Source organism: Acidovorax benzenivorans, from assembly GCF_028680575.1.
Taxonomy (GTDB): domain Bacteria; phylum Pseudomonadota; class Gammaproteobacteria; order Burkholderiales; family Burkholderiaceae_C; genus Acidovorax; species Acidovorax benzenivorans.
Genome location: NZ_JAPCKI010000029.1, coordinates 1 through 26,351, shown reverse-complemented (window position 1 = coordinate 26,351; position 26,351 = coordinate 1). Strand labels below are relative to the sequence as shown.

Genomic DNA, 26,351 nt, shown 5'->3' with positions numbered 1-26,351 from the left:
GCGGGGCGGTTGCGGGGTGGCACGCGCGTCGGAGCGCGCGTGCTTCGTGATCTGACTCGCCGCAGTTGTCTGAACGGAGCTGCAACGCAGCGCAGTGAGTTCTGCGGCGCACCCCGCAACCGCACCGACGCAGGTTGCCCCTTCGCACCGCGAAGGGGTCGCAGACTGGGGGTCGCCTTTCTTTTGGGTACTTTTCTTTGGCGAAGCAAAGAAAAGTACCTCGCATGCCGGGCGACTCCCGGCCTCCGCCCTCAACACAGGCACGCCTTTCAAATCAGCACGCCCCGGCTTCGACAGGCTCAGCCCGAACGGTCTTCATGATCAGGTCACCAGATCGAACACTACAAAATCAATAGCTACCAGCCCATATCCCACAAGCACCAGTACCCAAAATCACCCCAAAACCCCAGACACCAACCTCACCACCCGATCACACCGCGCCGCAAGCGACTCGTCGTGCGTCACCATCACAAACGCCGTGCCCTGATCCCGCGCCAGTTGCAGCATCAGGTCGAACACCCCGTCAGCAGTGCTCCGGTCCAGATTGCCCGTAGGCTCATCCGCCAGCACGCACGCAGGCCGCGTCACCAAGGCCCGCGCAATCGCCACCCGCTGACGCTCACCGCCCGACAACTCGGCTGGCCGGTGCATCAGCCGCTCCTTCAAACCGACCGACGCCAGCACCCGCTCCGCCTCCGCATGGCACTGCGCCAGCGGCAGGCGGCGGATGCGCAGCGGCATGGCCACGTTGTCCAACGCACTGAACTCCGGCAGCAGGTGGTGGAACTGGTAGATAAAGCCCAGGTGCTGATTGCGCAACTGCCCCTGGCGCTCTGCCGACAGCGACGACATCTCCTCGCCCTTCAGGCGCACGGTGCCTGCCGTCGGTGCGTCCAGCCCGCCCAGCAGGTGCAGCAAGGTGCTCTTGCCCGAGCCCGAGGCACCCACAATCGCCAGCGTTTCGCCCGCATGGATCTGCAGGTCCACGCCCTTGAGCACGGTCACGTCCAGGCGGCCTTCGGTAAAGCGTTTGGTCAGGCCCTTGGCCTCCAGCACCACCTGGTGGTGGTGGTTGTTGTTGTTATGGGGGGTGGGGTTACTCATAACGCAGCGCCTCGGCAGGGTTCACACGGCTGGCGCGCCAGCTGGGGTACAGGGTGGCCACAAAGGCCAGCACCAGCGAGATGACCGCAATGGGCACGATGTCGCTGCTCTGCGGCTCGCTGGGCATCTTGCTGATGAGGTAGATGTCCTTGGGCAAAAAGCTCGCGTTCAGCGCGCGCTCGATGGCCGGCACGATCACATCGATGTTGAACGCAATGCCAAGGCCCAGCAGCAGGCCGACCAGCGTGCCAATCACGCCCACCATGGCGCCCTGCACCACAAAGATGCCCATGATGCTTTTGGGGCTGGCGCCCAGCGTCCGCAGGATGGCGATGTCGGCGCGCTTGTCGGTCACCGTCATCACCAGGGTGGAGACCAGGTTGAACGCCGCCACCGCCACGATGAGCGTGAGGATGATGAACATCATGCGTTTTTCGAGCTGCACGGCTGCGAACCAAGTGCGGTTTTGTTGCGTCCAGTCGCGGATCAGCAACTGGCCGCTCAGGCTGCGGGCCAGCTCCTGCGCCACCTCGCGGGCCTGGTGCAGGTCCTTGAGCTTGAGACGCACGCCCGTGGGGCCTTCCAGGCGGAAGATGCGCTGTGCGTCCTCGTGGTGCAGCAGCACCAGGGCCGAGTCGTATTCGTAGTGGCCCGAGTCAAACGTTCCCGCCACCGTCATCTGCTTGAGGCGTGGCACCACGCCAGCCGGCGTCACTTGGCCGGCGGGCGCAATCAGCGTCACCGCGTCACCCACCCGCACACCCAAGGCGCGGGCCAGTTCGCCACCCAGCACCACGCGGAACTCGCCGGGCACCAGCAGGTTGAGCGTTTTCTCGTTGGTAGCGGCCAGGTCGGTCACCGCACCTTCCAACGCCGGGTCGATGCCACGCACCAGCGCGCCCTTCATGTCTTCGCCACGCGCCAGCAGGGCCTGGGCCGACACAAAAGGCGCTGCCCCGATCACATTCGGATTCTTCTTGGCCTCGGCCAGGGTGAGCGCCGGGTCGGGCAGTGCAGCCCCCAGGGGCGCAAAAATCTCGATGTGCGAGACCACGCTGAGCATGCGGTCGCGCACGTCCTTCTGAAAGCCGTTCATCACCGACAGCACGATGATCAGCGCCGCCACCCCCAGCGCGATGCCCAGCATGGACACGCCCGAGATGAACGAGATAAAGCCATTGCGCCGCGTGGTGCGGCCCGCGCGCGTGTAGCGCCAGCCCAGGGCCAGTTCGTAGGGAATTTGCATGGATATGGGAAGAAGGGCCTGCGCGGTGCGGAATGCGCGCCACAGGCGGGGCAGATTGTGGCATCCCGGACAATAGGGGGATGTCGGACACCACCCATTTGCTCATTCCCTACGCCGCCAGCGCCTCTCCGGGATGCCAGCAAGCCCAACAGGGCCTGGCCCTGCCCCACCTGGACCGGCTGCTGACCCGGCTCAGCCCCCGCCCCGAACACAGTGACACCGGCGAAGAAACCAGCTTCTCAGCCCCCCACGAACGTGCCCTGGCCCGCGCCCTGGGCCTGCCTGCGCAGGACGGCCGCATCCCCTGGGCCGCGTGGCACCGCCACCAGCTGGGACAGCCCCTGGATGGCGAGGCCTGGGCCTTCGTCACCCCCTGCCAGTGGCAGGTCAGCACCGACCACGTCACCCTGCGCGACCCCGAACAGTTGGGCCTGGACGAAGCCTCGTCCCGCGCGCTGCTGGCCATCGTGGCGCCCTGGTTTGCCGAGGACGGCATCACCCTGCACTACGACCAGCCCACGCGCTGGCTGGCCAGTGGCCCGCTGTTTGCCAACCTGGCCACCGCCTCGCTGGAGCGCGTGCTGCAACGCGACGTGCGCGCCTGGATGCCCGATGTAAAACAAGCCCGCACCCTGCACCGCCTGCACAGCGAGATGCAGATGCTGCTGTACACCCACGCCTTCAACGACGAGCGCTCGGCGCGCGGGCTGCCGATGATCAACTCGTTCTGGGTGTATGGCACCGGCCCACTGCCTGCGCCCACCCCCTCCGCCGCCACTGCGCCGACGGTGCTGGCGACCCTGCGCAACGCGGCGCTGAATGAAGACTGGCGCACCTGGGCCTCCGCCTGGGCCGCGCTGGACGCAGGCCCCGTGGCCGACCTGCTGCGCCGGGCCGAAGGCGGCGTGCCAGTGCAACTGACACTGTCTGGGGAGCGCAATGCGCTGGCCTTCCGCAGCGCACCCCGCACGCTGGCCCAGCGTTTTCAAAGCCTTTTCAGGCCCCAGCGCTTTACAGATATGCGCAATAAGCTATGAAAATAGTAGCAAGAGACATCCCTCCCCGCGCCGCCTGGGCGCTGGAGCAGGCGGGCGTGCACCCGCTGCTGGCGCGCCTGTACGCCGCGCGCGGCGTGCGTGCCAAAGACGAACTGGACGATGGCCTCGGCCGCCTGCTGCCGCCCAGCGGAGACCAAGGCTTGAAGGGCATTGACGCCGCCGCCCGCCTGCTGGCCGACGCCATGGCGCAGAACAAGCGCCTTGTCATCGTGGCCGACTACGACTGCGACGGAGCCACCGCCTGCGCGGTGGGCGTGCGTGGGCTGCGCCTGCTGGGCGCCCAGCAGGTGGACTACCTGGTGCCCGACCGCGTGACGGACGGCTACGGCCTCACCCCCCCCATCGCCCGCCGCGTGGCCGAGCGTGGCGCCGATGTGCTCATCACCGTGGACAACGGCATCGCCAGCGTGGACGGCGTGGCCGAGGCCAAGGCGCTGGGCCTGCAAGTGCTGGTGACCGACCACCACCTGCCGGGCCCCGAGCTGCCGGCGGCCGACGCCATCGTCAACCCTAACCAGCCCGGTTGCCCGTTCGAGAGCAAGTCCATGGCCGGGGTGGGTGTGATGTTCTACGTGTTGCTGGCGCTGCGGGCCGAGCTGCGTGCGCGCGGCGTTTTTGATGCCGCCACGCAACCCAAGCTCGACCCCTTGCTCACCCTGGTGGCGCTGGGCACCGTAGCTGACGTGGTCAAGCTCGACGCCAACAACCGCCGTCTGGTCGCCCAGGGCTTGAAGCGCATCCGCGCGGGGCAGATGCCCGCAGGCATCGCCGCACTGTTCCACTCAGCAGGCCGCAAGGCGCCCGTGGCCACCACCTTCGACTTTGGCTTTGCCCTGGGCCCGCGCATCAACGCCGCTGGGCGCCTGGCCGACATGACGCTGGGCATCGAATGCCTGCTGACAGACGATGCGGGCCGCGCCGCCGAACTGGCGGCCACGCTGGACGGCATCAACCGCGAGCGCCGCGAGATCGAGGGCGGCATGCGCGACCAAGCCATGCTGATGGCCGAGAGCCTGTTCCAGGAAGACGAAGAGCCGCCCCCGGCCATCAGCGTGTTCGACCCCGACTTTCACGAAGGCGTGGTGGGCATTGTGGCCAGCCGCATCAAGGACAAGCTGCACCGCCCCACCTTTGTGTTTGCCGCCAGCAGCGCGCCGGGCAAGGAACATGAGCTCAAGGGCTCGGGCCGCTCCATCCCCGGCTTTCACCTGCGCGACGCGCTGGACCTGGTGGCCAAGCGCCACCCCGGCGTGATCCTCAAGTTTGGCGGCCACGCCATGGCGGCGGGCTGCACGGTGGCCGAGGAATCGTTCGACGTGTTCGAGCAGGCCTTTGCCCAGGTGGCGCAGGAATGGCTGGACGCCGCCACCCTCACCCGCCGCATCGAGACCGACGGCCCGCTGGCCCCCGAATACTGCCGCGCCGACATCGTGGACACCCTGCACCGCGAGGTCTGGGGCCAGGGCTTCTTGCCCCCCACGTTCAGCGAAGAAGTGCAGATCGTGAGCCAGCGCCTCGTGGGCGAGGCCAAGAACCACTTGTCGATCAAGCTCATCCACCAGGGCAACCCCATCGACGCCATCTGGTTCGGCCACACCGAGCAACTGCCCGCGCGGGTGCTGCTGGCTTTTCGCCTGGATGTAAACGAGTGGAAGGGCGAGCGCAAGGTGCAGTTTCTGGTGGAGGGGGCCCAGGTCTGATCAAGCCTGCGCAGGCCCCTTGCTTCGCTGGCCATAGCGGCCGTACCGGCACCGTCGCCTTCAAAAAATCCACCAGTGCTGGATGGGAAGGCGCCAGCAGTTATCCGGTCAGAAGCTCTCCCAATCATCATCGCCACCCTGTGGCGGCGCCTTGGCGGCGGGTGCAGGGGCTTTGGCGGCGGGCAGCCGGGCAGGTGCTGGCGCAGACGCCTTGGCGCCAGCAGATGGGGCCCCAGCCACACGGGGAGCGCTGGCCGCCGCCTTGGCCACAGCGGGCCGTGGTGCAGCCACCGGTGCTGAACGAGGCGCCGCCGCAGGTGCCCGCGTAGCTACCGCCCCCACATTGAACACCGACACCACCTGCGCCAGGTGCTGGGCCTGGTCGCGCATCGAGGCGGCTGCAGCGGTCGATTCCTCCACCAGCGCCGCGTTCTGTTGTGTCATCTGATCGAGGTGCGTCACTGCCTGGTTGACCTGCGCAATGCCGTCGCGCTGTTCCGTCGAGGAGGCCGTGATCTCGCCGATGAGGTCGCTCACGCGCTGTACGCTGGCAACAATCTCTTGCATGCTTTGCCCGGCCTGCGCCACCTGGGCCGAGCCTGATTCCACGTTCTCCACGCTGGTGCTGATCAGGGTCTTGATCTCTTTGGCCGCTTCGGCGCTGCGCTGTGCCAGGCTGCGCACTTCGCTGGCCACCACCGCAAAGCCTCGGCCTTGCTCGCCTGCACGGGCGGCTTCTACCGCTGCGTTCAGCGCCAGGATGTTGGTCTGGAACGCGATGCCGTCGATGGTGCCGATGATGTCGCTGATCTTTTTGCTGCTGTCGGTGATCTGCTGCATGCTGGTGACCACCTGGCCCACCACTTCGCCACCCCGCGCTGCTGCCTGGGCTGCCGTGCCCGCCAGTTGGTTGGCCTGGCGGGCCGTGTCGGCCGACTGGCTCACGGTGGCCGTGAGCTGTTCCATGCTGGCCGCCGTCTCTTCCAGGTTCGAGGCTGTCTGCTCTGTGCGTGCCGACAGGTCATGGTTGCCGTTGGCAATCTCTACCGACGCCGACGATACCGAGTCCACCCCCTGGCGCACTTCGCTCACCACACCGCGCAGCCGTGCCGACATGGCCGACAGCGAACGCAGCATGTGGCCAAACTCGTCCTTGCGGGTGGACTGCAGCTCGCGCGTGAGGTCGCCAGCGGCGATGGCATCGATGGTCGCTACCGCTTCGTTCAGCGGCAGGGTGATGGAGCGCACCAGCTTCCAGGCCAGAAACAGGCCCGCCGCCATCAGCACCATGGAGCTGATGATGCCGGTGATGGCGTATTGGATGCGGCGCTGGGTGGCGTCGGCGCGGATCACGTCGCGGCGCTTTTCGAGCGTGGCCACAAAGTCGTCCTGCGCCTTGAGGTACTTGGTGACCAGGGGGGCAAACTCATCGTCTGCATAACGCTGGGTGGCCACGGCATCGCCCGCGCCCTTGAGCTCCCAGGTCTTGGCAGTGGCCGCCAGCACGGCCTTGCGCGCCTCCAGCACCTTGTCGAGCGAGGCTTTCTCCTCGGGCGCGGTGGCTGCCGCCACGATGCCCTCCTGCACCTTGTTGATGTTGCCGATGATCTCCTTGACCTTGGCGCCGTACTGCTCGGCCAGCACCGAATCGGTGGTCACTGCGCCGCCCATGACCATGGTGACGGCGGTTTCGGTGGCGCCACGCCAGCGCACGGCAGCCGAGATGCGGGCCTCGATCTCGACCACGGCGTCCAAGGCGGCCGACATCGACGAGTTGCCCCGGTTCTGCGCAAACGCAGACAGCAGCAACATGGCAATCATGAGCCCCAAAAAGGCGCCCCACAGCTTGCGGGAGACGCGGATATTGTCAAATTGCATGGTTTGTTTTTCCTCGTGGACCGGCGATGTTTCCATGGTCTGCGCATGGCGTGCAAGACACATTCGATTACATCAACAACAGGCCATAGCCTACGCCAGCCCGAGGCACTGGCGGATTTGCGCCCCACCGGGAAAAACCCGCATCCGGAACCTGCCAGAAATGCGCGAACGAAGATGCATCGAACAGGGGCCGGGCCACAGGACCTGGCGGCGGCGGGCCTGTGCGCCCCGGACACCCCAAAAAACCTCTTGTCACGCTATCGGTGGCCCAGACGGGGCCCAACCCAAGATCCGTCAGGGCGCGCAAGGGCCAGGAATCAGAAGCTTTCCCAGTCGTCGTCCCCGCCCTTGGCCGCCGCCTTCGGTGCAGGGGTTGCCGACTGCGCGACTGCGGGGGCAGCTGGCGGCGCCAACCGCGCCGCCGCCGAGGCCTTGGGCGCGCTGACGGCCGCCTTCCGGGCCGTTGCAGGCTTGTTGCCCAGTGTGGCCTGGGCGGCGGATGCAGGCCGGGGTGCAGGTGCTGGAGCGGCCCGAGGCGCCGCAGGTGCCCGCGTAGCCACCGCCCCCACATTGAACACCGACACCACCTGCGCCAGGTGCTGGGCCTGGTCGCGCATTGAGGCGGCTGCAGCGGTCGATTCCTCCACCAGCGCCGCGTTTTGTTGTGTCATCTGATCGAGGTGTGTGACCGCCTGGTTGACCTGCGCGATGCCGTCGCGCTGTTCCGTCGAGGAGGCCGTGATCTCGCCGATGAGGTCGCTCACGCGCTGTACGCTGGCAACAATCTCTTGCATGCTTTGCCCGGCCTGCGCCACCTGGGCCGAGCCTGATTCCACGTTCTCCACGCTGGTGCTGATCAGGGTCTTGATCTCTTTGGCCGCTTCGGCGCTGCGCTGTGCCAGGCTGCGCACTTCGCTGGCCACCACCGCAAAGCCTCGGCCTTGCTCGCCTGCACGGGCGGCTTCTACCGCTGCGTTCAGCGCCAGGATGTTGGTCTGGAACGCGATGCCGTCGATGGTGCCGATGATGTCGCTGATCTTTTTGCTGCTGTCGGTGATCTGCTGCATGCTGGTGACCACCTGGCCCACCACTTCGCCACCCCGCGCTGCTGCCTGGGCTGCCGTGCCCGCCAGTTGGTTGGCCTGGCGGGCCGTGTCGGCCGACTGGCTCACGGTGGCCGTGAGCTGTTCCATGCTGGCCGCCGTCTCTTCCAGGTTCGAGGCTGTCTGCTCTGTGCGTGCCGACAGGTCATGGTTGCCGTTGGCAATCTCTACCGACGCCGACGATACCGAGTCCACGCCCTGGCGCACTTCGCTCACCACACCGCGCAGCCGCGCCGACATGGCCGACAGGGCCCGGGTGAGCACGCCCAACTCGTCCTTGCGGTCATCGTGAATTTCCTGCGTGAGGTCCCCTGCCGAGATGGCTTCGGCCAGCACCACCGCCCTGTCCAGCGGACGCGTGATGGAGCGCACCAGCAAGGCCGCCAGCAACATGCCCAGAGCCACCACCGCGATGGCTGCAGCAGCCCCGATCAACACCAGGTTGCCGCGCATGGCGCGTGCGGCCTGCACCGCATCGTCGCGTTGGCGCTCTTGCACCACGACGAACTTGTCAATCGACTCCAGATAGGCCACCACCTTGGGGCGGTACACATTGGCCAGATAGGCTTGCTTGGCGGCAGCGTCGCCGGCATCGGTCAGCTCTTTGAGCTTGTCGGTCTGGCCACGAACATCGGCACGCGCAGCGGCCACTGCGGCCAGCGCTGCCTTGTCCTCAGGCGAGACGGCCTCTTTGTTTATTTTTTCCTGCACCGGGGTGATGCGTGCGGTGAGTGCAGCCACCCGGGTATCAAAATCCGCCTTGAGCGCCTGGTCGGTGGTCACAAACCCGGCCATCGACATGGTGACCGCCACTTCGGCCAGGCCGCGCCAACTGACCGCCGTGGTGATAGCGGACTCGTATTTGTTGACGGACTCTTCGGTCACGGCAGTCACCTGCCGCCCATACCACTGCGTCCAGACAGCGGCCACCAGCATCAGCGCCAGCAGGCCGAGAATCACGCTCCACATCTTGTGTGCGACGCGCAGGTCATTGAATTTCATGGTTGCTCCTGATGCTCTGCGAAAACCCCAAGGCTTCGCGCTGTTGATTCTTGCCCAAGGAAAACCACCGCCACACTGCCGGTGTTTGCCCCGGCTGGACACCCGCCAGCCAAGCGCAATGCAAATGTAACAAGTGTTAATGGATTCCGTGGGGCGCATTATCAGTACAAGCCCTAAAATGAATCGGTGACCTCCATACTCAACGCCGACCTGCACTGCCATTCCGTCGTCTCCGACGGAACCCTCACGCCCGAAGACCTGGCCGCGCGGGCCAAGGCCAACGGGGTGGAGCTGTGGGCGTTGACCGACCATGACGAAATCGGCGGCCAGCACCGCGCAGCCGCTGCCGCCCAGGCCCAGGGCATGGCCTATCTCACAGGCACCGAGATTTCGGTGACCTTTGCAGACACCACCGTCCACATCGTGGGCCTGGGCTTTGACCCCGACGACGCCCGGCTGGCCCAGGGCCTGGCCACCACACGCGGCGGACGCGGCGAGCGGGCGCAGGAGATGGCGGCGCAACTGGCCCAGGTGGGTATCCAAGGCGCCTACGAGGGGGCACTGCAGTTTGTGGGCAACCCGGCCCTCATCTCCCGCACCCATTTCGCGCGTTTTCTGGTCGAAACCGGCGTGTGCAAGGACACCTCCGAGGTGTTTCGCAAATTTCTGACCGAAGGCAAACCCGGCTACGTGCCCCATCGCTGGGCCAGCCTGAGCGATGCCGTGCGCTGGATCACGCAGGCGGGAGGCATGGCGGTGATCGCCCACCCGGCGCGCTACAAATTCAGCGCCAATGAAGAATTTGCGCTGTTTTCCGAGTTCAAGCAGCATGGCGGGCGCGCAGTAGAAGTGGTCACCGGCAGCCACAGCGCCGCCGAATACGTGACCTACGCGGCCATGGCGGAAGAGTTTGGCCTGGCTGCATCGCGCGGCAGCGACTTTCACAGCCCCGACGAATCGCACACCGACCTGGGCACGCTGCCGTTGCTGCCTGGCGCATTGACCCCTGTGTGGGAACTGCTGGCCGACCGGATCTTGCGATGAGCCTGCGCGCCGCATCGGGCCGCCCCACGCACCACTGAGAACCTGTCCCTATGGCCCAGTATTTCGAAGCCCACCCCGACAACCCGCAGCCACGGCTGCTCAAGCAGGCCGCCCTGCTGCTGCAAAAAGGCGGCATTGTGGCCGTGCCCACGGACTCCAGCTACGCGCTGGTCTGCCACCTGGACGACAAGGATGCGGTGGACCGCCTGCGCCGCATTCGCCAAGTGGACGAAAAGCACCACCTCACGCTGCTGTGCCGTGACCTGTCGGAGCTGGCCAACTATGCCCGCGTGGACAACCGCCAGTACCGCCTGCTCAAGCTGGGCACGCCGGGCCCGTACACCTTCATCCTCGAAGCCACCAAGGAAGTGCCCCGCCGCGTGAGCCACCCCTCACGCAAGACCATTGGCCTGCGCGTACCCGACCGCAAGGGCCTGCAGTTGTTGCTGGAGCTGCACGGCGCCCCGCTGCTGGCCACCACGCTGATCCCTGGGGGCGAAACCGAGCCCCTGAACGACCCGCAGGAAATCCGCGAACGCTATGAAAAGCTGGTGGATGCCATTGTGGACGCAGGGGCTTGCCCCCTGGAGCCCACCACGGTGGTGGACCTGACCCCCATGGGTACGGGCGGCGACCCGGTGGTGGTGCGCGAAGGCCGAGGCAGTCTGCAGGCACTGGGGTTGTAAAACCCTGCTGAAAGAACAGCGCAGCGCTCAATACTGGCGCTGCCAGAGACCAGCGACACCGTGGAACTGGCTTTGCCAGGCCACCGGTGACGCCCCCCTGAGGGGGAAGCCGCGCAGCGGCTCAGGGGGCTACAGCTTGAACGCCCCGACCGCCTGCTCCAGATCACGCGCCTGAGCCGACAGCGCCGACGCCGTGGTCACCGCGTGCTGTACCAGAGAGGCTGTCTCCTGCGTGCTGCCGTCCATGTGCGACACCGCCACGTTGACATGGCTGATGGCCTCGCTCTGCTCGCGCAGGGCGGTGGAGATTTCACCCAGCAGCGCGCTGACCTGGCCCACGGCGCCGACGATCTCTTCCATGGTCTTGCCCGCCTTGCCCACCTGGCCGGCGCCACTCTCCACCTGTTCGACCGACGCACTGATCAACGCCTTGATCTCGCGCGCTGCGACTGCGCTGCGCTGGGCCAGGTTGCGCACCTCGCTCGCCACCACAGCAAAGCCCCGGCCCTGCTCGCCTGCGCGTGCGGCCTCCACGGCCGCGTTCAGCGCCAGTATGTTGGTCTGGAAAGCGATGCCCTCGATCACCTGGATGATGTCCACGATCTTGCGCGAGCTGCCGCTGATGGCCTGCATGGTCTGCACCACCTCGCCCACCACCGAGCCGCCCTGCTCGGCAATCGCCGACGCCTGCACGGCCAGGCCGCTGGCCGAATGGGCGCGCTCGGCGTTCTGGCGCACGGTGGCGGTGAGCTGCTCCATGCTGGCGGCCGTCTCGGTAAGAGACGACACCTGGTCTTCCGCCCGGCGCGACAGGTCTGCGTTGCCGTGATCGATGTCCACGGCCGAGGCGGTGATCGAGTCGGTGCTTTGCTTGATGCGCGAAACCAGGTCGGTCAGTGTGTCCTCCATGGTGCCCAGCGCGCCCAGCAGGCGACCAAAGTCACCCTGCAGCTCGGAGTTGAACTCCTGGCTCAGATCGCCCGAGGCCACGGTTTCGGCAATCAGGATGGCCTGGTTGAGCGGCGCCACGATGCTGGCGCGCAGGCTGAGCGTGGCCACCAGGGCCAGCACAAACACCACCACACTGCAACCGATGACCCAGGCGCGTGCGCTTTGCAAGTGCGCCAAGGCCGCCTGGGCGGGGGGCGTGGAACCCTGCAGCGCCTGCTCGGCACCGCCGATGCCGGACAGCACCATCGCCATCAGCAGCAGCACGACCAGTGCAATGCCGCCAAACGCCAGCAGCAGGCGCGTTCCGATCTTCAAGTTGTTCCACATGGCGTCAGTGTCTCCAGGCCTGTTGTATGTCGTTGTGAGAGGGACCGCCGCACGGCGCCGCGCACTGAATGACGCGGGCCGCAGGCAAGAGGCAGATGCTAGCAACGAACACCCCTGCCTAGAGTCCCATCGGCATACGTACAACCCACAACCAACCCACAAAACCACCCTGCCCTGGAACGCACGGACACCCACGGGTCACCCCGGCAACGCCGGGGACAGCGGAGCGTCTGAGACAATCCCGCCGTGGACACATCCAATCTCATCCAAACCGTTCTGATCTACGCCCTGCCGGTGCTGTTTGCCATCACCGTGCACGAAGCGGCCCATGGCTATGCGGCGCGCCACTTTGGCGACAACACCGCGTACATGATGGGACGCATCACGCTCAACCCCTTCAAACACATCGACCCGGTCGGCACCATCCTGATGCCGCTGCTGCTGTACTTTGCGACCTCGGGCGCTTTCCTGTTTGGCTACGCCAAGCCGGTGCCGGTCAACTTCGGCAATCTGCGCAATCCCAAGAAGCACATGGTGTGGGTGGCACTGGCCGGGCCAGCGTCCAACTTCATCCAGGCGGTGGCATGGGCCGTGCTGCTGGTCGTGCTGGTGGGCACCGGCGTGGACGAGCGCTTCTTTCTGGAAATGGCACGTGCCGGGGTCATGGTCAACCTGGTGATGTGGGCCTTCAACTTGTTTCCGCTGCCGCCGCTTGATGGCGGGCGCATTCTGGTGGGCCTGCTGCCCTGGAAGCAGGCCCACATGGTGTCTCGCATCGAGCCCTGGGGCTTTTTCATTGTGATGGGCCTGGTGATCGCGGGGGTGGTGGGCACGCTGTGGCTGCGCCCCCTGATGGCCGTGGGCTACACCGCCATCAACCTCCTGCTCACCCCGCTGACGGCCCTGCTGCGCTGAGCGCAGAAGCAGCCCGCCACGTCCTGTTCATTTGATTTGCTGAGTTTTTGTTTCCCATGAGCACCACACGTTTTCTCACCGGCATCACGACTACCGGCACGCCCCACCTGGGCAACTTCGTCGGCTCCATCCGCCCGTCGGTGGCGGCCAGCCTCACGCCCAACGTGCAGAGCTTTTACTTTCTGGCCGACTACCACGCGCTCATCAAGTGCGAAGACCCAGTGCGCATCCAGCGCTCCACGCTGGAGATCGCGGCCAGCTGGCTGGCCGCAGGGCTCAACCCGGAGAAGGTCACGTTCTACCGCCAGTCCGACATCCCCGAGATCCCCGAGCTGACCTGGCTGCTGACCTGCGTGACGGGCAAGGGGGTGCTCAACCGCGCCCACGCCTACAAGGCCAGCGTGGACAAGAACACCGCCGCCGGGCGTGAGCAGGACGACGGTGTGACTGCAGGCCTGTTCATGTACCCCGTGCTCATGGGCGCGGACATTCTGATGTTCAAGGCCCACAAGGTGCCCGTGGGCCGCGACCAGATCCAGCACATCGAAATGGCACGCGACATGGCGGCCAGCTTCAACCACCTGTATGGCGAACACTTTGTGCTGCCTGAGGCTGCCATCGACGACCATGTGGCCACGCTGCCTGGGCTAGACGGCCGCAAGATGAGCAAGAGCTACGACAACACCATCCCGCTGTTCAGCTCGCGCGCCCAGCTGCAAAAGCTCATCGGCGGCATCCTGACCGACTCGCGCGCACCCGGCGAGCCCAAGGAGGCCGAAGGTTCGGCACTGTTCCAGATCTACCAGGCGTTTGCCACGCCCGAGGAGACCGAGGCCCTGCGCAAGGCCTACGCCGACGGCATTGCCTGGGGCGATGCCAAACACACCCTGTTCGAGCGTGTCGACCAGGTGATCGCCCCCATGCGCGCGCAGTACGAAGAACTCATCCACAACCCCGCCCGCATCGAGCAAACCCTGTTGGCCGGTGCCGAGCGAGCCCGCACGCTGGCCACGCCGTTCATTCGCGAACTACGCAGCGCTGTGGGCCTGCGCAGCCTGGTGCAGGCCAGCACGGCCGCCAAACCGGCCAAGGCTGCCAAGGCCGCACTGCCCGCGTTCAAGCAGTACCGCGAGGCCGACGGCAAGTTCTACTTCAAGCTTGTGGCAGCCGACGGCCGCCTGCTGTTGCAGAGCACTGGCTTCGATGCGCCCAAGGAAGCAGGCCAGGCGATTGCCCAGTTGCAAAAGGACAGCACTGCGCTGCAAACCTTGGCCCCGCGCCTTGCACCGGTGGATGGCGTGCAGGCTGCCGAAGTGACGGCCGCGCTGCAGGCGCTGGCCGAGGCAGCCGCTGCGGCATAAACCAGGCACTCTGGCTGCGACTGCACCTTCGCCTTGCACAGATACGCTCATTTTTTTATAGCAATCAAGGTATGTACTGATTGCGCCCTGAACCTCAATGAGCAAAAAATGACACTACGTACCGTCTCTTGACGGCTAGAAGCGGCCTGGAATGCAGGCATGTCCGTAAACTGGGTTCCCTGATCTACTCGGGAGACTTTCATGAAACTGCTGTGTGCCTCGGTGTCGGTGCTGGCCTTGCTGGTCGGCTGCAATGCGACCAACCCCTACGGCCCCTCTGGCCCCATGGCCTCCGGCCGCGACCGCACCTTCAGCGTTCCGGTGTATGGGCCCGACACCTCCCAGGCCTACGCTGCGGCCAGCCGCGAATGCCAGCGTATGGCCCTGCACGCCAAACTACTTCGCAACGACGGCTCGCGCCTGGTGTTTGAATGCGTGAGCGAGTTGCAGGACAAGCCTTGAGGCTACGTGCCCCCGCCAACCCACAGCCCACCTCACTGTCGGCCGTGCGGCGTGGGGCACTCGCGGCAATGGCAGCGCTGCTGGCCGGCTGCCAACACCCGCCCCCGCCCGCAGCGCAGGAGGTAACCGCAGTCACGCCCGCCTGGGTCAACAGCCTGGGTATGACTTTTGTCCGCGTGTCGGCGGGTAGTTTCTGGATGGGTGGCGTCCCGCCGCTTGAAACGCTCGAAAAAACCTTCCCGCTGCTGGAACGCAAGCGCCTGACCGACCTGGCGGACGAGTCCCCGGCCCACGAAGTGCACATCACCCGCGACTTTTACCTGGGCCAGCATGAGGTCACGGTGGGGCAGTTCCAGCGCTTTGTCGAAGCATCCGGATACCAGCCCGAGTCCGAGGCCGATGGCACGGGCGGTTATGGCTACAACCCCACATACGACCCCGCCACCACACGGCGCGGCGATGCCTTTGAGGGCCGCGACCCACGCTATTCGTGGCGCAACCCAGGCTTTGCACAAAGCCCGGACCACCCGGTGGTCAACGTGACCTGGAACGACGCTCAGGCCCTGGCGCAGTGGCTCAGCCGCACCGAGGGCCATCGCTATCGACTGCCCACCGAGGCCGAGTGGGAGTACGCCTGCCGCGCCGGTAGCCGCAGCCTGTACCCCCACGGCGACGACCCGCAGGGACTTGCCACCACGGGCAACACCTTTGACCAGTCAGCCGCCCCGCTGTGGCCACGCTGGCGCCAGCATGCGCTGGCGGGCAACGACGGGCATGCCTTTACCGCACCGGTGGGCCGCTACGCGCCCAACGCATTCGGCCTGCACGACATGCTGGGCAACGCCTGGGAGTGGACGGGCGACTGGCATGGCGATACCTACTACGCCCAGTCTCCCCGCACCGATCCGACCGGCCCGGCAGAGGGCAGCGTGCGGGTACGCCGGGGTGGATCGTGGCACACATGGTCGTTTTATGCGCGCTGCGGCTACCGCAACTGGAACAGCCCGCAGACCCGCTACACGCTGGTGGGCATGCGGCTGGTGCGCGAGATTCACCCTGCAGCTGCAACGCACTGACACAGAAGCAAAGCAGCAGGAAAGATGGAGGGTTAACAAATGTCAAAAGCCCTTTCAATCCGCGCCGCAAAACCCCAGGCCGTGATAGTTATCGCCAATAATTCCAAGTTGTACTTTGGACGGGGAGAACCATGCGCATAGCCGCTCTGGACGACGATGCGCTTCAGCTGGATCTGATCAAGCAGGCCACGGAGGCGATGGGCCATGTGTGCCACACCCACCAGACGGGTGCGGATCTGATGCGCACGCTGCGCCGCGAAACCTTTGACCTGTTGATCGTGGACTGGCACTTGCCCGACACCATCGGGCCCGAGGTGGTGCGCTGGGTGCGCCAGAACGTGGTGGCCCGCGTGCCCATTCTGTTCGTCACCCACCGCCAGGAAGAGCGCGATATCGTCGAAGGCCTGGGCAGCGGGGCTGACGATTTCATGATCAAACCCGTGCGCATCGGCGAGCTCAATGCCCGCGTGGCCGCCCTGCTGCGCCGCGCCTACCCCGACAACACAGGCGGCGTGATGGATTTCGGCCGCTACCGCTTCTTGCCCGAGACCCGGTCCATCGAAGTGGACGGAATGGCAGTGGAGCTAAAGAACCGCGAATACGACCTCGCCCTGTTCCTGTTTCAGAACATGGGTCGGCTGCTGTCACGCGACCACCTCAAGGAAGTCGTCTGGGGTCAGGTGGCCGACGTGATGTCGCGCTCACTGGACACCCATATCTCGCGCCTGCGCACCCTGCTTGATCTGCGCCCCGCCAATGGGTTCATCGTCACGGCGGTGTATGGCGTGGGCTACCGTTTTGAAGCCGTCGAAAGCCAACACAAAGGCTGAAAGACCACGATAGAGTCCGGCGGACTACGCCACCAGCAAGTCTGCCCATTCTGTACCCCATGAAGGAGACATGACTTGATCACCCACCTGCCAATTCGTATGCCCTCCGGTGCTGCAGCCCTGCTGTACCTGGCAACGACCACGGCCTTCTCCGCCCAGCCGGTCGCCACGGCCCCTGCAGCCCGCCAACAAGGCGATGAAATTGCCCACGCCGTGAAGGAAGGCGACACCCTGGAAGGGTTGGCCCGCACCTACCTGGCCAATCCGCGCCAGTGGCCGCTGCTGCAGGCCCGCAACAAGGTGGCCGACCCCAGGCGCCTGCAGCCGGGCTCATTGATCTTTATCCCCGTACGGCTCCAGCCTAGCGAGTCGGCCACGGTGCAGTTTGTGCAGGGCACGGTCACGGCGCAGGCACGGGGTGGCGACACGCCCGCCCAAATTGCGACTGGCAGCAAACTGGAGGAAGGCACGGAGCTGAAGGTAGGCCCCGAGTCGTTTGTGGCCGTGCGACTGGCCGATGGCACCGTGGTGCGGGTGCAGGCGCAGTCCGAGCTGCAGCTGCGCCAGTTGCGGCGGAGAGGCCGAGCAGGCAGCGTGCAGTCGGTGTTGGAGATGCACAAAGGAGGTGTGGAATCCACCGTGCCACCCAGCCCCGAGCCCCTGCGCCGCATGGAGATCCGCACGCCGCTGGCCGTGACCAGCGTGCGGGGCACCCAGTTCAACGTGGCCTTGGCCGAGTCGGGCCAAACCACAGCATCGGTAGAGCACGGCTCGGTGGCGGTGCAATCGCGGCGCGACACCGACAGCGCACCCGGCGCCGCGCTCAATGCGCCCGCAGCGCTGCTCGCGCCCGGCCAAGGTCTGGCGGTAGCCACCGATGGCACGGTAGGAGCCCCCCGCCCTTTGCTGCCCGCGCCCGACACCTCGGACGTACCCAGCACGCTGGGGGATGCGAGCCTGCTGGCCATCGACCTGCCGATGGCCCCTGGTGCTACCCGCTACGTGGCGCAGGTGGCGCAAGACCCAGAGTTCACGCAGGTGCTGCGCCATGGCAGCTTCGCCGACGGCCGCCTGCGCTGGAGGGCACTGGACGACGGCCGCTACTACTTGGCCGTGCGGGCGCTGGACGATGCAGGCATTGCAGGCCTGCCCGCCATACGACCATTTACCGTCAAGACTCGCCCGGTGGCACCGCTGTACCAGCACCCGGCGCCCGGTGCCGTCGTACCCAGTGGCGCGGCTGAGTTGCGCTGCACGGAAGTCCCCGGCGTACGCTGGTACCGCGTCCAGGTGGCAACCGACGCAAAGTTCACCCAGCCATTGCGCGATGAGCAGCGCCTGACCGAATGCCGCCTGCCACTGGGGGCCTTGCCTGCAGGCAATTACTTCTGGCGCATTGCCAGCCTGCTGGCTGTGCCCAATGGACAGACCGAGCAGGCGGACCAGGGGCCGTTTGCACCACCCCAGCCCTTTGCCGTGGCAGATCGGCCGCCTGCGCTGTCCTCGCAGGCACTGCAGGCCGAGGACGGAGATCCGACCGTGCGCCTGCACTGGCCCGCCCAGGCCGGTCAGCGCTTCAGGCTGCAGCGCACCTCGGCCACCGACCTGGACTTTGCCCAGGTGGCCGAGGACACCGTGCTCGACACCCCCACCTGGACCGCCAGCAACCTGGCCGCCGGGGAGTACCTGGTGCGCATCAAAGTGCTGGATGCCAGCGGGCTGGAGAGTGATTTCTCCCCACCCCGCAAGATCCGCGTGGGCACCGGCATCCGCACCGGCGCAGGGCTGCCGGTATCCACCAGCAGCGGTGTGCCCGTGGGGCGTCCTTGAGCGGGGCGCAGCGCCCACCCAATGCAGCCCTGCGTGTCGCACCAGCGGGCGCAGCAGCCCTGGCACGCGGTGAGCGGACGCCCCGCAGCCCACCACCGTCATGCTGACCATCGCCCACTTGCGCCGCCGTCGGCGCCGCCTGGAATGGGCGCTGCTGGCCTGCGCGCTGCTGACGCTGGTGGCCTGGCTCAGCACGGCCGATAGCCTGGACCGCGTCAACCACCTGGTGCAGGATGCGGGCATGCGGCTGGTCTCGCGCGCCGCGCACCCCGACATAGTGATCGTGGCTATCGACGACGCCAGCATCGCCGCCATTGGCCGCTGGCCCTGGCGCCGGGCGCTCCATGCGGAGCTGATCACCCGCTTGACGGCCCAGAACCCACGCGCCATTGGCATGGACGTGCTCTTCAACGAAGCCGACCTGGACTACCCCGAAGACGACCTGCTACTGGCCGAGGCCATCCAGCGCAGCGCACGTGTGGTGCTGCCCGTGCTGCGGCGCGGCTACGGCCCTGCCAGCAACCAGGCCGACCTGCCCTGGCCTGCCTTCACCGGCGCAGCCGCAGGCCTGGGCCACGTGCATGTGGCGCCCGACAGCGATGGCGTGGTGCGCAGCCTGTATCTGCTCGAAGGCCCGGCGGCAGCACCCTGGCACCACTTCAGCAGTGCGCTGCAATGCGTGGCACAGCGGCGGCCCGCTGCCACCTGCGCCCCATCGCCCGCCAGCTCGCCCAACAACAGTCCCTGGTTGCGCACCGACCCCACACTCATTGCCTATGCCGCCGGGCCCTCGCCGTTCACCACCTATTCGTACATCGATGTGCTGCGCGGTCTGGTGCCGGCCGGAGCGCTGGAAGGCAAGTACGTGCTGGTGGGCGCTGAGGCCTCGGGCTTGGGCGACATGTTTGCCACGCCCGTCAGCCAGCAGTCCCGCCTGATGCCGGGCGTGGAGGTGGTCGCCCAAGTGCTGGATGCCCGACTGGCGGGCGAACACATGGTGCGGGCATCGCAGGCTCTGAACATCGCCTTCAACCTGGTGCCGGTGGCCTGCGCCCTGCTGGCCTTGCTGCTCATCGGCCCCCTGGCCGCCTTGCTGACCAGCGCCGGGCTGGGCCTGGCCACGTTGCTGCTGAGCATGGCACTGCCCTGGTGGGCAGGCCTGCAGTTCGCCCCGGCTGCCGCCTTGCTAGGCCTGGCATTTGCCTACCCGCTGTGGAGCTGGCGGCGTCTGAGCGCGGCTGCGCACTTCTTGCGGCTGGAGATGGAGAACCTGCAGCGCCAAGGCCTGGCCATGCGGTTGCGCAGACGGCCCGGAGACTCGGCCGACTTTCTGGAGCGCCGCATCAACGCCGTGGAACGCGCGTCCCGCCAACTGCGTGACTTACACCACTTCGTGAGCGAAAGCCTGCAGCAGCTGCCCTCACCCACCATCGTCTGCGACCCCGCTGGTGAAATCCAGCTAGCCAACCAGGCCGCCCGCCAGCACCTGGGCGGACCCGCCCAGCCTTCCCTACAGGGCCTGTCGGTGGTGGACCTGCTGGCCGACCTGGTGCAGGTGGGCACCGACCAGCCGATCATCACCCAGGCCAGCCTGCACAGCGCCGCACTGCCCGAGCAGACCGAAGGCACAGACGCCCGGGGCCGTCGCCTGCTGGTGCAGTGCAAGCCTTTTACCGACCTGGCCAATGCGGGCTGGCTACTGACCCTGGTGGACCTGACAGAGATGCGCCGCGCACTGCAGCAACGCGACCAGGCCATGCATTTCATCTCGCACGACATCCGTGCGCCCAACGCCTCCATCCTGACGCTGCTGGAGATGCAGCGCGCCTACCCGGGCCGCCTGTCGGACCAGGAACTGCTGGAGCGCATCGAGCGCTACGCACAGACCTCGCTGGGTATGGCCGAGAGTTTTGTGCAACTGGCCAGCGCGCAGACGCAGGAATACCGCATGGCGCCCCTGGACCTGGCCGCCGTGCTGTCGGAAACCTCCGACGACCTCTGGACCCTGGCCCGCGATCGCAACGTGGACGTGCACACTGTGGCCACCCCAGACACTGCTCCATGCCTGGGTGACCGCGCCCTGCTGTCCCGTGCGCTGACCAACGTGATCCACAACGCCATCAAGTTCAGCCCCGATGGCGGCACGGTGCAATGCGCCATCGTGGCGCGCGGCACGCAGTGGGTGGTGTCGGTACGGGACCAGGGCCCCGGCATTGCGCCCGAGCAGCAAGGCCGTCTGTTCACTCCCTACCAGCGGCTGCACGACCACAGCCACCCCACCATCGCAGGGGTAGGCCTGGGCTTGGCGCTGGTACAGACGGTGGTACTGCGCCACGGCGGCACGCTGGAGGTGGACAGCGAAGTAGGGCGCGGCGCCGAGTTCCGGCTGGTGCTGCCCCAGCGACCGGATGCGCCGTCGGACGACAACGCGCCCTAGCTAGCCGGGGGTGGACTGTGCCCGTAGAAAGTCGAGCACCGCATGCCGGTCGCCCTGGAACACAATGCGGTCCGCCCGGCTTTGCCGTTGGTAGGCATACATCGGGTCGTAGTAGTCGCGCATGAGTGCCGCAATCCAGTCCCGGTGCAGCGACAGGTCCCCATGGCTGCGTTGCTGCGCAAGCGCTGCCTGCATCGACGCACGCAGCGCCTGGTAGCGGTCGCCCCCTAGACGCTTGGCGAGTTTGCCCAGGCTATCGAGCAGCCGCGCGACAAACAGGTCGGCGCCCGCCTCCTCGCCGTGGGCGGTCACAAAATCCGCACATTGCTGCTGCACATAGTCGCGCAAGATGCGCTCGACACGGGCATCGAAAGGATCCTCCAGACAGACGATGGGCACCTGCTCCAGCCGCTGCCGCAGCTCCAGGGGCACCGAGCAACTGCCCACATGGCGCCCTTCGTCCTCCAGCACGAAGGTCTCTTGTCCCCCAGCACGTTTCTTGAGCACATCGATGGCCAGTCGATTCTCAAAATCGATCTGCGTGGGCTGGCCGCTGACGCGCTGGCCAAAACTGGAGCCCCGGTGGTTGGCATGCCCTTCGAGGTCCAGGCCGTTTGCCAGTTGCGCAATCACCTCGGTCTTGCCGGTGCCGGTCAGGCCACTGAGCACCACAAACCCGCATTGCGCCGCAGCAGCCTGCGTAGTGCCGATGAGGAACCCGCGCATGGCCTTGTAACCACCCACCACACGGGGGTAGTCAATGCCCGCTTCGTTCAACAGCCACTGCTGCACGATCTGGGAGCGAAGCCCCCCACGAAAGCAATACAGCACGCCCTGCGGCTGCGCCCGCGCAAACTGCGCCCAGGCCTCAATGCGTTGGCGCTTGATGCTGCCCGACACCAGCTGATGCCCCAGCGCAATCGCGGCCTCCTGGCCTTTTTGCTTGTAGCACGTGCCCACCTGCTGGCGCTCGCCATCGTCCATCAAGGGGTGGTTGGCGACGCCAGGAAACGCGCCCTGCCCAAACTCCACCTGCGCGCGCACATCCATCATGGGCACATCGTTCAGGAAGATGTGCCGGTAGTCCGTCAGGTTGATTGGCATCAGCGCAACTCGACAGCAAAGGCCTGTCGGGGAGTGAGCTGACCGATGGGCTGCAGCGCCAGGCCCAATTCCGTGGCCACCCGCAGAAACTCGGGCTCCCCTTCCGGACTCACGGCCACCAACAGCCCACCGCTGGTTTGGGGATCGCACAGCAGGTGCTTCTGTACATCGGTCAGGGGCGCAATCTTTGCGCCATAGCTGTCAAAGTTGCGCAGCGTACCTCCGGGCACGCAGCCCTGGTCCATGTAGTAGTCCACACCGGCCAGACGGGGCACTGCCGCGTAGTCAATCACAGCGCTCAAGCCACTGCCTTCTGCCATTTCGACCAGATGCCCCAAAAGACCAAAACCGGTGACATCCGTCATTGCCATCACACCCGCCAGTCGGCCAAAACGGCCCCCTGGCCGGTTGAGCGTGCACATCAGATCGCGAGCCACACCCACATCCTGCGGGCGCAGCTTGGCCTTTTTCTCTGCAGTGGTCAGGATGCCGATCCCGAGGGGCTTGGTCAGGTACAGGCGGCAACCCACTGTGGCCGTATCGTTGCGCTTGAGGTGACGCTTTTCCACGATGCCCGTCACCGCCAGACCGAAGATGGGCTCCGGCGCGTCAATAGAATGCCCGCCCGCCAGCGGAATGCCCGCTGCATCGCACACCGCTCGCCCGCCCCGCACCACCTCACGCGCCACCTCCGGCGGCAGCACATTGATCGGCCACCCCAGGATGGCAATCGCCATCAACGGATCGGCCCCCATGGCGTAGATGTCGCTGATCGCATTGGTGGCCGCAATGCGCCCGAAGTCATACGGGTCATCCACGATAGGCATGAAAAAATCGGTGGTGGACACCACCCCGCGCTCGTCATCCAGGGCATATACCGCAGCATCGTCCCGCGAGGTGTTGCCTACCCAGAGCCGGGGGTCCAGGTGTTGGGCCCCACTGCCCGCCAGGATCACATCCAGCACCTTAGGGCTGATCTTGCAGCCACAGCCTGCTCCGTGGCTGTACTGGGTCAAACGGATGGGCGGGTTAGCGGTTGGGAATTCTTGGGTCATGCAGGTTTCTTTCGGGGCCGCAGCCGCAAGCTGCGCAGCCCCCCATTCTGGCTTACGCGCCCGGCACCCGAGCACGAGGAGGTGGAACGCAGCACATCAACCCACTGTGATCGCCATACAGGACCGGACATAGGCCGACACAGCCCCACCAGGAATCGGCATCGCCATGGGCGCAAGCAGGGCCTGCGCCACAACAACCCCGCATCCATCCGTGGTGTGCGGTGCTGTGGCACTGCGCCCTTGACGACGCAGACACCCAACGCCTTGCTTCATTCCTAAGCCAGCCCTTGCCCGTCACGTACATCCTGCCTGCCGAGGCTGGGGCAAGCCGCTACCCGCAACTCGCCAGTCAGACCGCCGAGGTGGCGAGCTGACTTCAACAACACAGCCGCCGCAGAACCCAGGGCGATCCTTTCCCGCCAGACCGCAACTCGGCGGGCGCCCCATTGAATCAATCTAAGCAGAGCAGATGCGATTGCGACCGGTGCTCTTTGCTTGATACATTGCGCTGTCCGCTCGACGGATTAAATGCTGATAATCTGGATGTCCATCAAAAACCGCCAACCCACTGCTAATTGTTACGTTTACAGTCTGACCACCGCCAACCAGAAATCGGTTTTCTTCTATACGCGATCTAATATTCTCAGCAACTTGCAATGCCGCTTCTTGCGTAATCTCAACAAGCAAAACAAGCATTTCTTCACCACCATAGCGAAAGACGAAGTCACCGCTGCGCACAGTATTGATCAGCAAGGCTGCGGTTTGTTGCAAAATCATATCACCCGCTTCATGCCCATGCGTATCGTTTACCACCTTAAAATAATCGATATCAATTAATACGAGCGCAAACGGCTCGCCACGCCGGTTCGCGAGTGTAATTTCGCGACTGAGGACAGAAGGAAGAAATCGACGATTAAATAAACGAGTGAGGGTATCCCGGCCATTTTCAACTTCCAATTGGCGATCAAAAATCGACGCAAGCTGAAATTTTATGACGTCGACTTCTGTCTCCAATGCTTCCAGAAGAGTGGGTATCTGCTCGTCGGCCGCTTTGACAACCTGCAATTGGGGCAAAATAGTTTCATCTAGCCTATCCATGGATGCGCGAATTTCTCCCAACTCGGGAGACGCTTCAAACATGGAACTGCCTTTATGAATCAGCCATAGACCGAATTCCGAAGAAACGATACGCGGCAGAGCGGCAGCATGCGAATTTCGATAGATCGAAAGCAGTACGCTCTGCCCCCATTCCAGCAAATTGGAACGCTGGCGCTCACGTTCTGCGGCCATATTTTGCCCAATGGCATGTTGGCGATATGCCTCGTCAGTACGAGATTCTCTTTCGGCATTTCGCTCATAGGCTGCACTCATCACTTCCAGCGCAATATCCATCAATTGTCCGATGTATTTGATGGCAACAGATAGCTGCATCTTGTCTGGAAATCGCACATCAAGTTCGCTGTAAGCGCGTTGCTTCAAAATGCGTGCGCCGCGTGCAACAAGGTAGAGGGGCAACCGTATGCGCGCATGAATTTCGCCAACTTTGCGCTGATGTGCCACCAAGGCAGACAGGTCTGGATGAGGATATTGATACAGCTCGCGCAGCCATCGTGCCAACGACGGGTGAAGCCGCTCTTTCACCGTACTATGGTCCAAGAAGCCTTTGGCCAATTGGTTTTGCAACATGGCTTCATAGAAGACTGTCGCCAACGACTCTGCGCAGTCATTAATGGTTTTTGAAATATCTACACGAATAGACTCTGGCGTTTGAGATATCAAGCCATTGAGATCAGAGATTACTTGCTCAGAAAGAATCATAAAATAAAAAATAATCAGAAATTTTTCTCAATGGATATCCAGCATTACTACACGGTACGAACTCATTTCAACGCGAGGCGTGTCGCACCGATCTTCTATGCATCCAACAATGCGAACCCCAGAAGCCACGCCATCAGTGATATGGGTACTCTCAAGAGTGGTCCTCGAAATGCTCTGCACGAATCTCTTTTTGAGCGCACCACTATGGTGCCTGATCTAAAACCCTGCACGCTTTAAGCCAATAGCGCGCTCAGTGCCCATTCGAGCGCTGTGTGGCGGCCATTTGCCCCATGTCTTGGAGCATTGCGCCCCCTGCATGCGCACTTGCCTCAGGCCAGCCAACAATTTGCGCCTTGCCATCCACAGATTGCCCAGCGCAAGCAGCGTGACGATCTGGGTCGCATTCTTCTTGAGCCTCCGGGGTCGCGCACCCTCACTTACCCGAACTGTTGCTTGAGCACCCAGAAGGGTTCCTTGCTTGCGTTGGTGCATCTCGGGGCAGCGCTCGCCGCCTCGATTCTTGGTAGCACTGGGCACAGCCATCAGCTGTGGCATCCAGCACGGTGCCCACCTTCAGCGGTAGCCCCTTGGCTTGCAGCAGGGCATTTGACGGTGGCCACGATTTGATCGGCCAGCTTGTGGCGTTCCAGCAGATGCCAAAAGTGCAGGATGCTCGACTCACAGGGGATCTCTTCACCCCTGTGGGACAGGCCCGCATAGTCACTAAAGGCTGGCGCGTCGTGCAGACGCTTCTTCCATGGCCGGAGCGCTGAGCTTGAACCACTGCTGCGTGAAATGGATGCGCATCAGGGTCAATACGCAAAGGGCTGTTGGCCCCGGCGTCTGCTCTCGGAGGCGTAGTGCTCTATGAGCGAGACAAGCCCTGCCCAAGGAACCACCAACTCCACGGCATCCAGTAATTCGCGGTGGCGCGTATTGTCTGCGCTTCAGGTTTGTTCAAGCACATCGCCGAGGGACTCGTGCAGAGAAACCCTAGCAATTCGATGCCAGGGCCGCCCGCTCCAGCATGGAATACAGCAGCACATTGCACCCCGCCTCGATGTGCTCAGGCTTGGCATCCTCGATCTCGTTGTGGCTGATGCCGTCCTTGCAGGGGATGAAGATCATCCCGCTGGGCGCCAGCTTGGCCATGTACACCGCATCGTGCCCCGCGCCGGAGACTGCGGGCATGTGGCTGTAACCGAGCTTGGCGGCTGCGCGGCCCACGGCCTCTACACATTCGGGCTGGAAGAGCTGTGCGGGGTAGCTGGACACCATCTCGATGTGCACTTGTACGCCGTGTTCCTTGGCCACCTGGTCGGCAAAGGCCTTGACCTCGGCGGCCATGGCGTCCACCAGCGCGT

Annotated in this window: 20 protein-coding genes and 1 pseudogene; 11 read left to right on the top strand and 10 right to left on the bottom strand. The window is 64.9% G+C overall.

Annotation, left to right across the window (positions count from 1 at the left end):
• Positions 1-393 precede the first annotated feature (393 nt).
• Together lolD and OIN59_RS24915 are read right to left on the bottom strand one after the other, a co-directional pair.
• Positions 394-1,104, bottom strand: coding sequence for a lipoprotein-releasing ABC transporter ATP-binding protein LolD (gene lolD / locus OIN59_RS24920; RefSeq protein ID WP_274114853.1), 711 nt, complete (start codon positions 1,102-1,104; stop codon positions 394-396).
• Positions 1,097-2,350 (bottom strand): lipoprotein-releasing ABC transporter permease subunit, encoded by a 1,254-nt coding sequence (locus tag OIN59_RS24915; RefSeq protein ID WP_274114851.1) that lies wholly within the window; start codon positions 2,348-2,350, stop codon positions 1,097-1,099. Before OIN59_RS24915 ends, lolD begins: the two co-directional genes overlap by 8 nt.
• An 80-nt stretch (positions 2,351-2,430) precedes the next feature.
• On the opposite strand from OIN59_RS24915, the gene OIN59_RS24910 reads away from it, so the two are divergent.
• A complete protein-coding gene (locus tag OIN59_RS24910) occupies positions 2,431-3,387 on the top strand; it encodes a phosphoglycerate mutase (protein ID WP_274114849.1) in 957 nt (318 codons plus the stop codon).
• Positions 3,384-5,108 (top strand): single-stranded-DNA-specific exonuclease RecJ, encoded by a 1,725-nt coding sequence (gene recJ / locus OIN59_RS24905; RefSeq protein ID WP_274114847.1) that lies wholly within the window; start codon positions 3,384-3,386, stop codon positions 5,106-5,108. The genes OIN59_RS24910 and recJ overlap by 4 nt, the downstream gene beginning before the upstream one ends.
• 108 nt (positions 5,109-5,216) lie before the next feature.
• Here the strand turns inward: recJ and OIN59_RS24900 are convergent, their stop codons facing one another.
• Positions 5,217-6,986, bottom strand: coding sequence for a methyl-accepting chemotaxis protein (locus OIN59_RS24900; protein WP_274114845.1), 1,770 nt, complete (start codon positions 6,984-6,986; stop codon positions 5,217-5,219).
• Positions 6,987-7,303: 317 nt separating this feature from the next.
• Positions 7,304-9,091: a methyl-accepting chemotaxis protein gene (locus OIN59_RS24895; protein ID WP_274114843.1), complete on the bottom strand. Its 1,788-nt coding sequence runs from the start codon at positions 9,089-9,091 to the stop codon at positions 7,304-7,306.
• Between the two features lie 186 nt (positions 9,092-9,277).
• On the opposite strand from OIN59_RS24895, the gene OIN59_RS24890 reads away from it, so the two are divergent.
• Together OIN59_RS24890 and OIN59_RS24885 are read left to right on the top strand one after the other, a co-directional pair.
• On the top strand, positions 9,278-10,135 hold the full coding sequence (locus tag OIN59_RS24890; protein WP_274114841.1) for a 3',5'-nucleoside bisphosphate phosphatase: 858 nt from the start codon (positions 9,278-9,280) through the stop codon (positions 10,133-10,135).
• A 50-nt stretch (positions 10,136-10,185) separates the two neighbouring features.
• Entirely contained in the window at positions 10,186-10,821 is a 636-nt protein-coding gene (locus OIN59_RS24885) for an L-threonylcarbamoyladenylate synthase (RefSeq protein ID WP_274114840.1), read from the top strand.
• 129 nt (positions 10,822-10,950) lie between these two features.
• Here OIN59_RS24885 and OIN59_RS24880 read toward each other — a convergent pair whose 3' ends face one another.
• The gene (locus OIN59_RS24880; protein WP_274114838.1) at positions 10,951-12,099 is read right to left on the bottom strand and encodes a methyl-accepting chemotaxis protein; all 1,149 of its coding nucleotides are present in this window, start codon (positions 12,097-12,099) and stop codon (positions 10,951-10,953) included.
• Between the two features lie 246 nt (positions 12,100-12,345).
• Between OIN59_RS24880 and OIN59_RS24875 the strand changes: the two genes are divergently transcribed.
• From OIN59_RS24875 to OIN59_RS24845, 7 genes are all read left to right on the top strand, one after another.
• Positions 12,346-13,014, top strand: a complete 669-nt coding sequence (locus tag OIN59_RS24875; RefSeq protein WP_274114836.1) for a site-2 protease family protein — start codon at positions 12,346-12,348, stop codon at positions 13,012-13,014.
• Positions 13,015-13,070: 56 nt separating this feature from the next.
• Positions 13,071-14,375: a tryptophan--tRNA ligase gene (locus tag OIN59_RS24870; protein WP_274114834.1), complete on the top strand. Its 1,305-nt coding sequence runs from the start codon at positions 13,071-13,073 to the stop codon at positions 14,373-14,375.
• Positions 14,376-14,576: 201 nt separating this feature from the next.
• Positions 14,577-14,837, top strand: coding sequence for a hypothetical protein (locus tag OIN59_RS24865; protein ID WP_274114832.1), 261 nt, complete (start codon positions 14,577-14,579; stop codon positions 14,835-14,837).
• A 68-nt stretch (positions 14,838-14,905) separates the two neighbouring features.
• On the top strand, positions 14,906-15,913 hold the full coding sequence (locus tag OIN59_RS24860; RefSeq protein WP_407655146.1) for a formylglycine-generating enzyme family protein: 1,008 nt from the start codon (positions 14,906-14,908) through the stop codon (positions 15,911-15,913).
• 131 nt (positions 15,914-16,044) lie between these two features.
• A complete protein-coding gene (locus tag OIN59_RS24855) occupies positions 16,045-16,743 on the top strand; it encodes a response regulator transcription factor (RefSeq protein ID WP_274114828.1) in 699 nt (232 codons plus the stop codon).
• A gap of 75 nt (positions 16,744-16,818) precedes the next feature.
• Entirely contained in the window at positions 16,819-18,573 is a 1,755-nt protein-coding gene (locus OIN59_RS24850) for a FecR domain-containing protein (RefSeq protein ID WP_274114826.1), read from the top strand.
• 100 nt (positions 18,574-18,673) lie between these two features.
• Positions 18,674-21,010: a CHASE2 domain-containing protein gene (locus tag OIN59_RS24845; protein WP_274114824.1), complete on the top strand. Its 2,337-nt coding sequence runs from the start codon at positions 18,674-18,676 to the stop codon at positions 21,008-21,010.
• Here the strand turns inward: OIN59_RS24845 and mnmH are convergent, their stop codons facing one another.
• The 5 genes and pseudogenes from mnmH to OIN59_RS24820 form a co-directional block, all read right to left on the bottom strand.
• The gene (gene mnmH / locus OIN59_RS24840; RefSeq protein ID WP_274114822.1) at positions 21,011-22,114 is read right to left on the bottom strand and encodes a tRNA 2-selenouridine(34) synthase MnmH; all 1,104 of its coding nucleotides are present in this window, start codon (positions 22,112-22,114) and stop codon (positions 21,011-21,013) included. It lies immediately after the preceding gene.
• Positions 22,114-23,169, bottom strand: a complete 1,056-nt coding sequence (selD, locus tag OIN59_RS24835; protein WP_274114820.1) for a selenide, water dikinase SelD — start codon at positions 23,167-23,169, stop codon at positions 22,114-22,116. The genes mnmH and selD overlap by 1 nt, the downstream gene beginning before the upstream one ends.
• A 456-nt stretch (positions 23,170-23,625) precedes the next feature.
• Positions 23,626-24,987 carry a GGDEF domain-containing protein gene (locus OIN59_RS24830; RefSeq protein ID WP_274114818.1) on the bottom strand — a complete coding sequence of 454 codons (1,362 nt, stop codon included), beginning with the start codon at positions 24,985-24,987 and terminating at the stop codon, positions 23,626-23,628.
• Positions 24,988-25,458: 471 nt separating this feature from the next.
• Positions 25,459-25,904: pseudogene (locus OIN59_RS24825) on the bottom strand (transposase); the annotation flags it as partial.
• 76 nt (positions 25,905-25,980) lie between these two features.
• The coding region (locus tag OIN59_RS24820) for a M20/M25/M40 family metallo-hydrolase (protein WP_274114816.1) at positions 25,981-26,351 on the bottom strand (371 nt) is incomplete at its 5' end.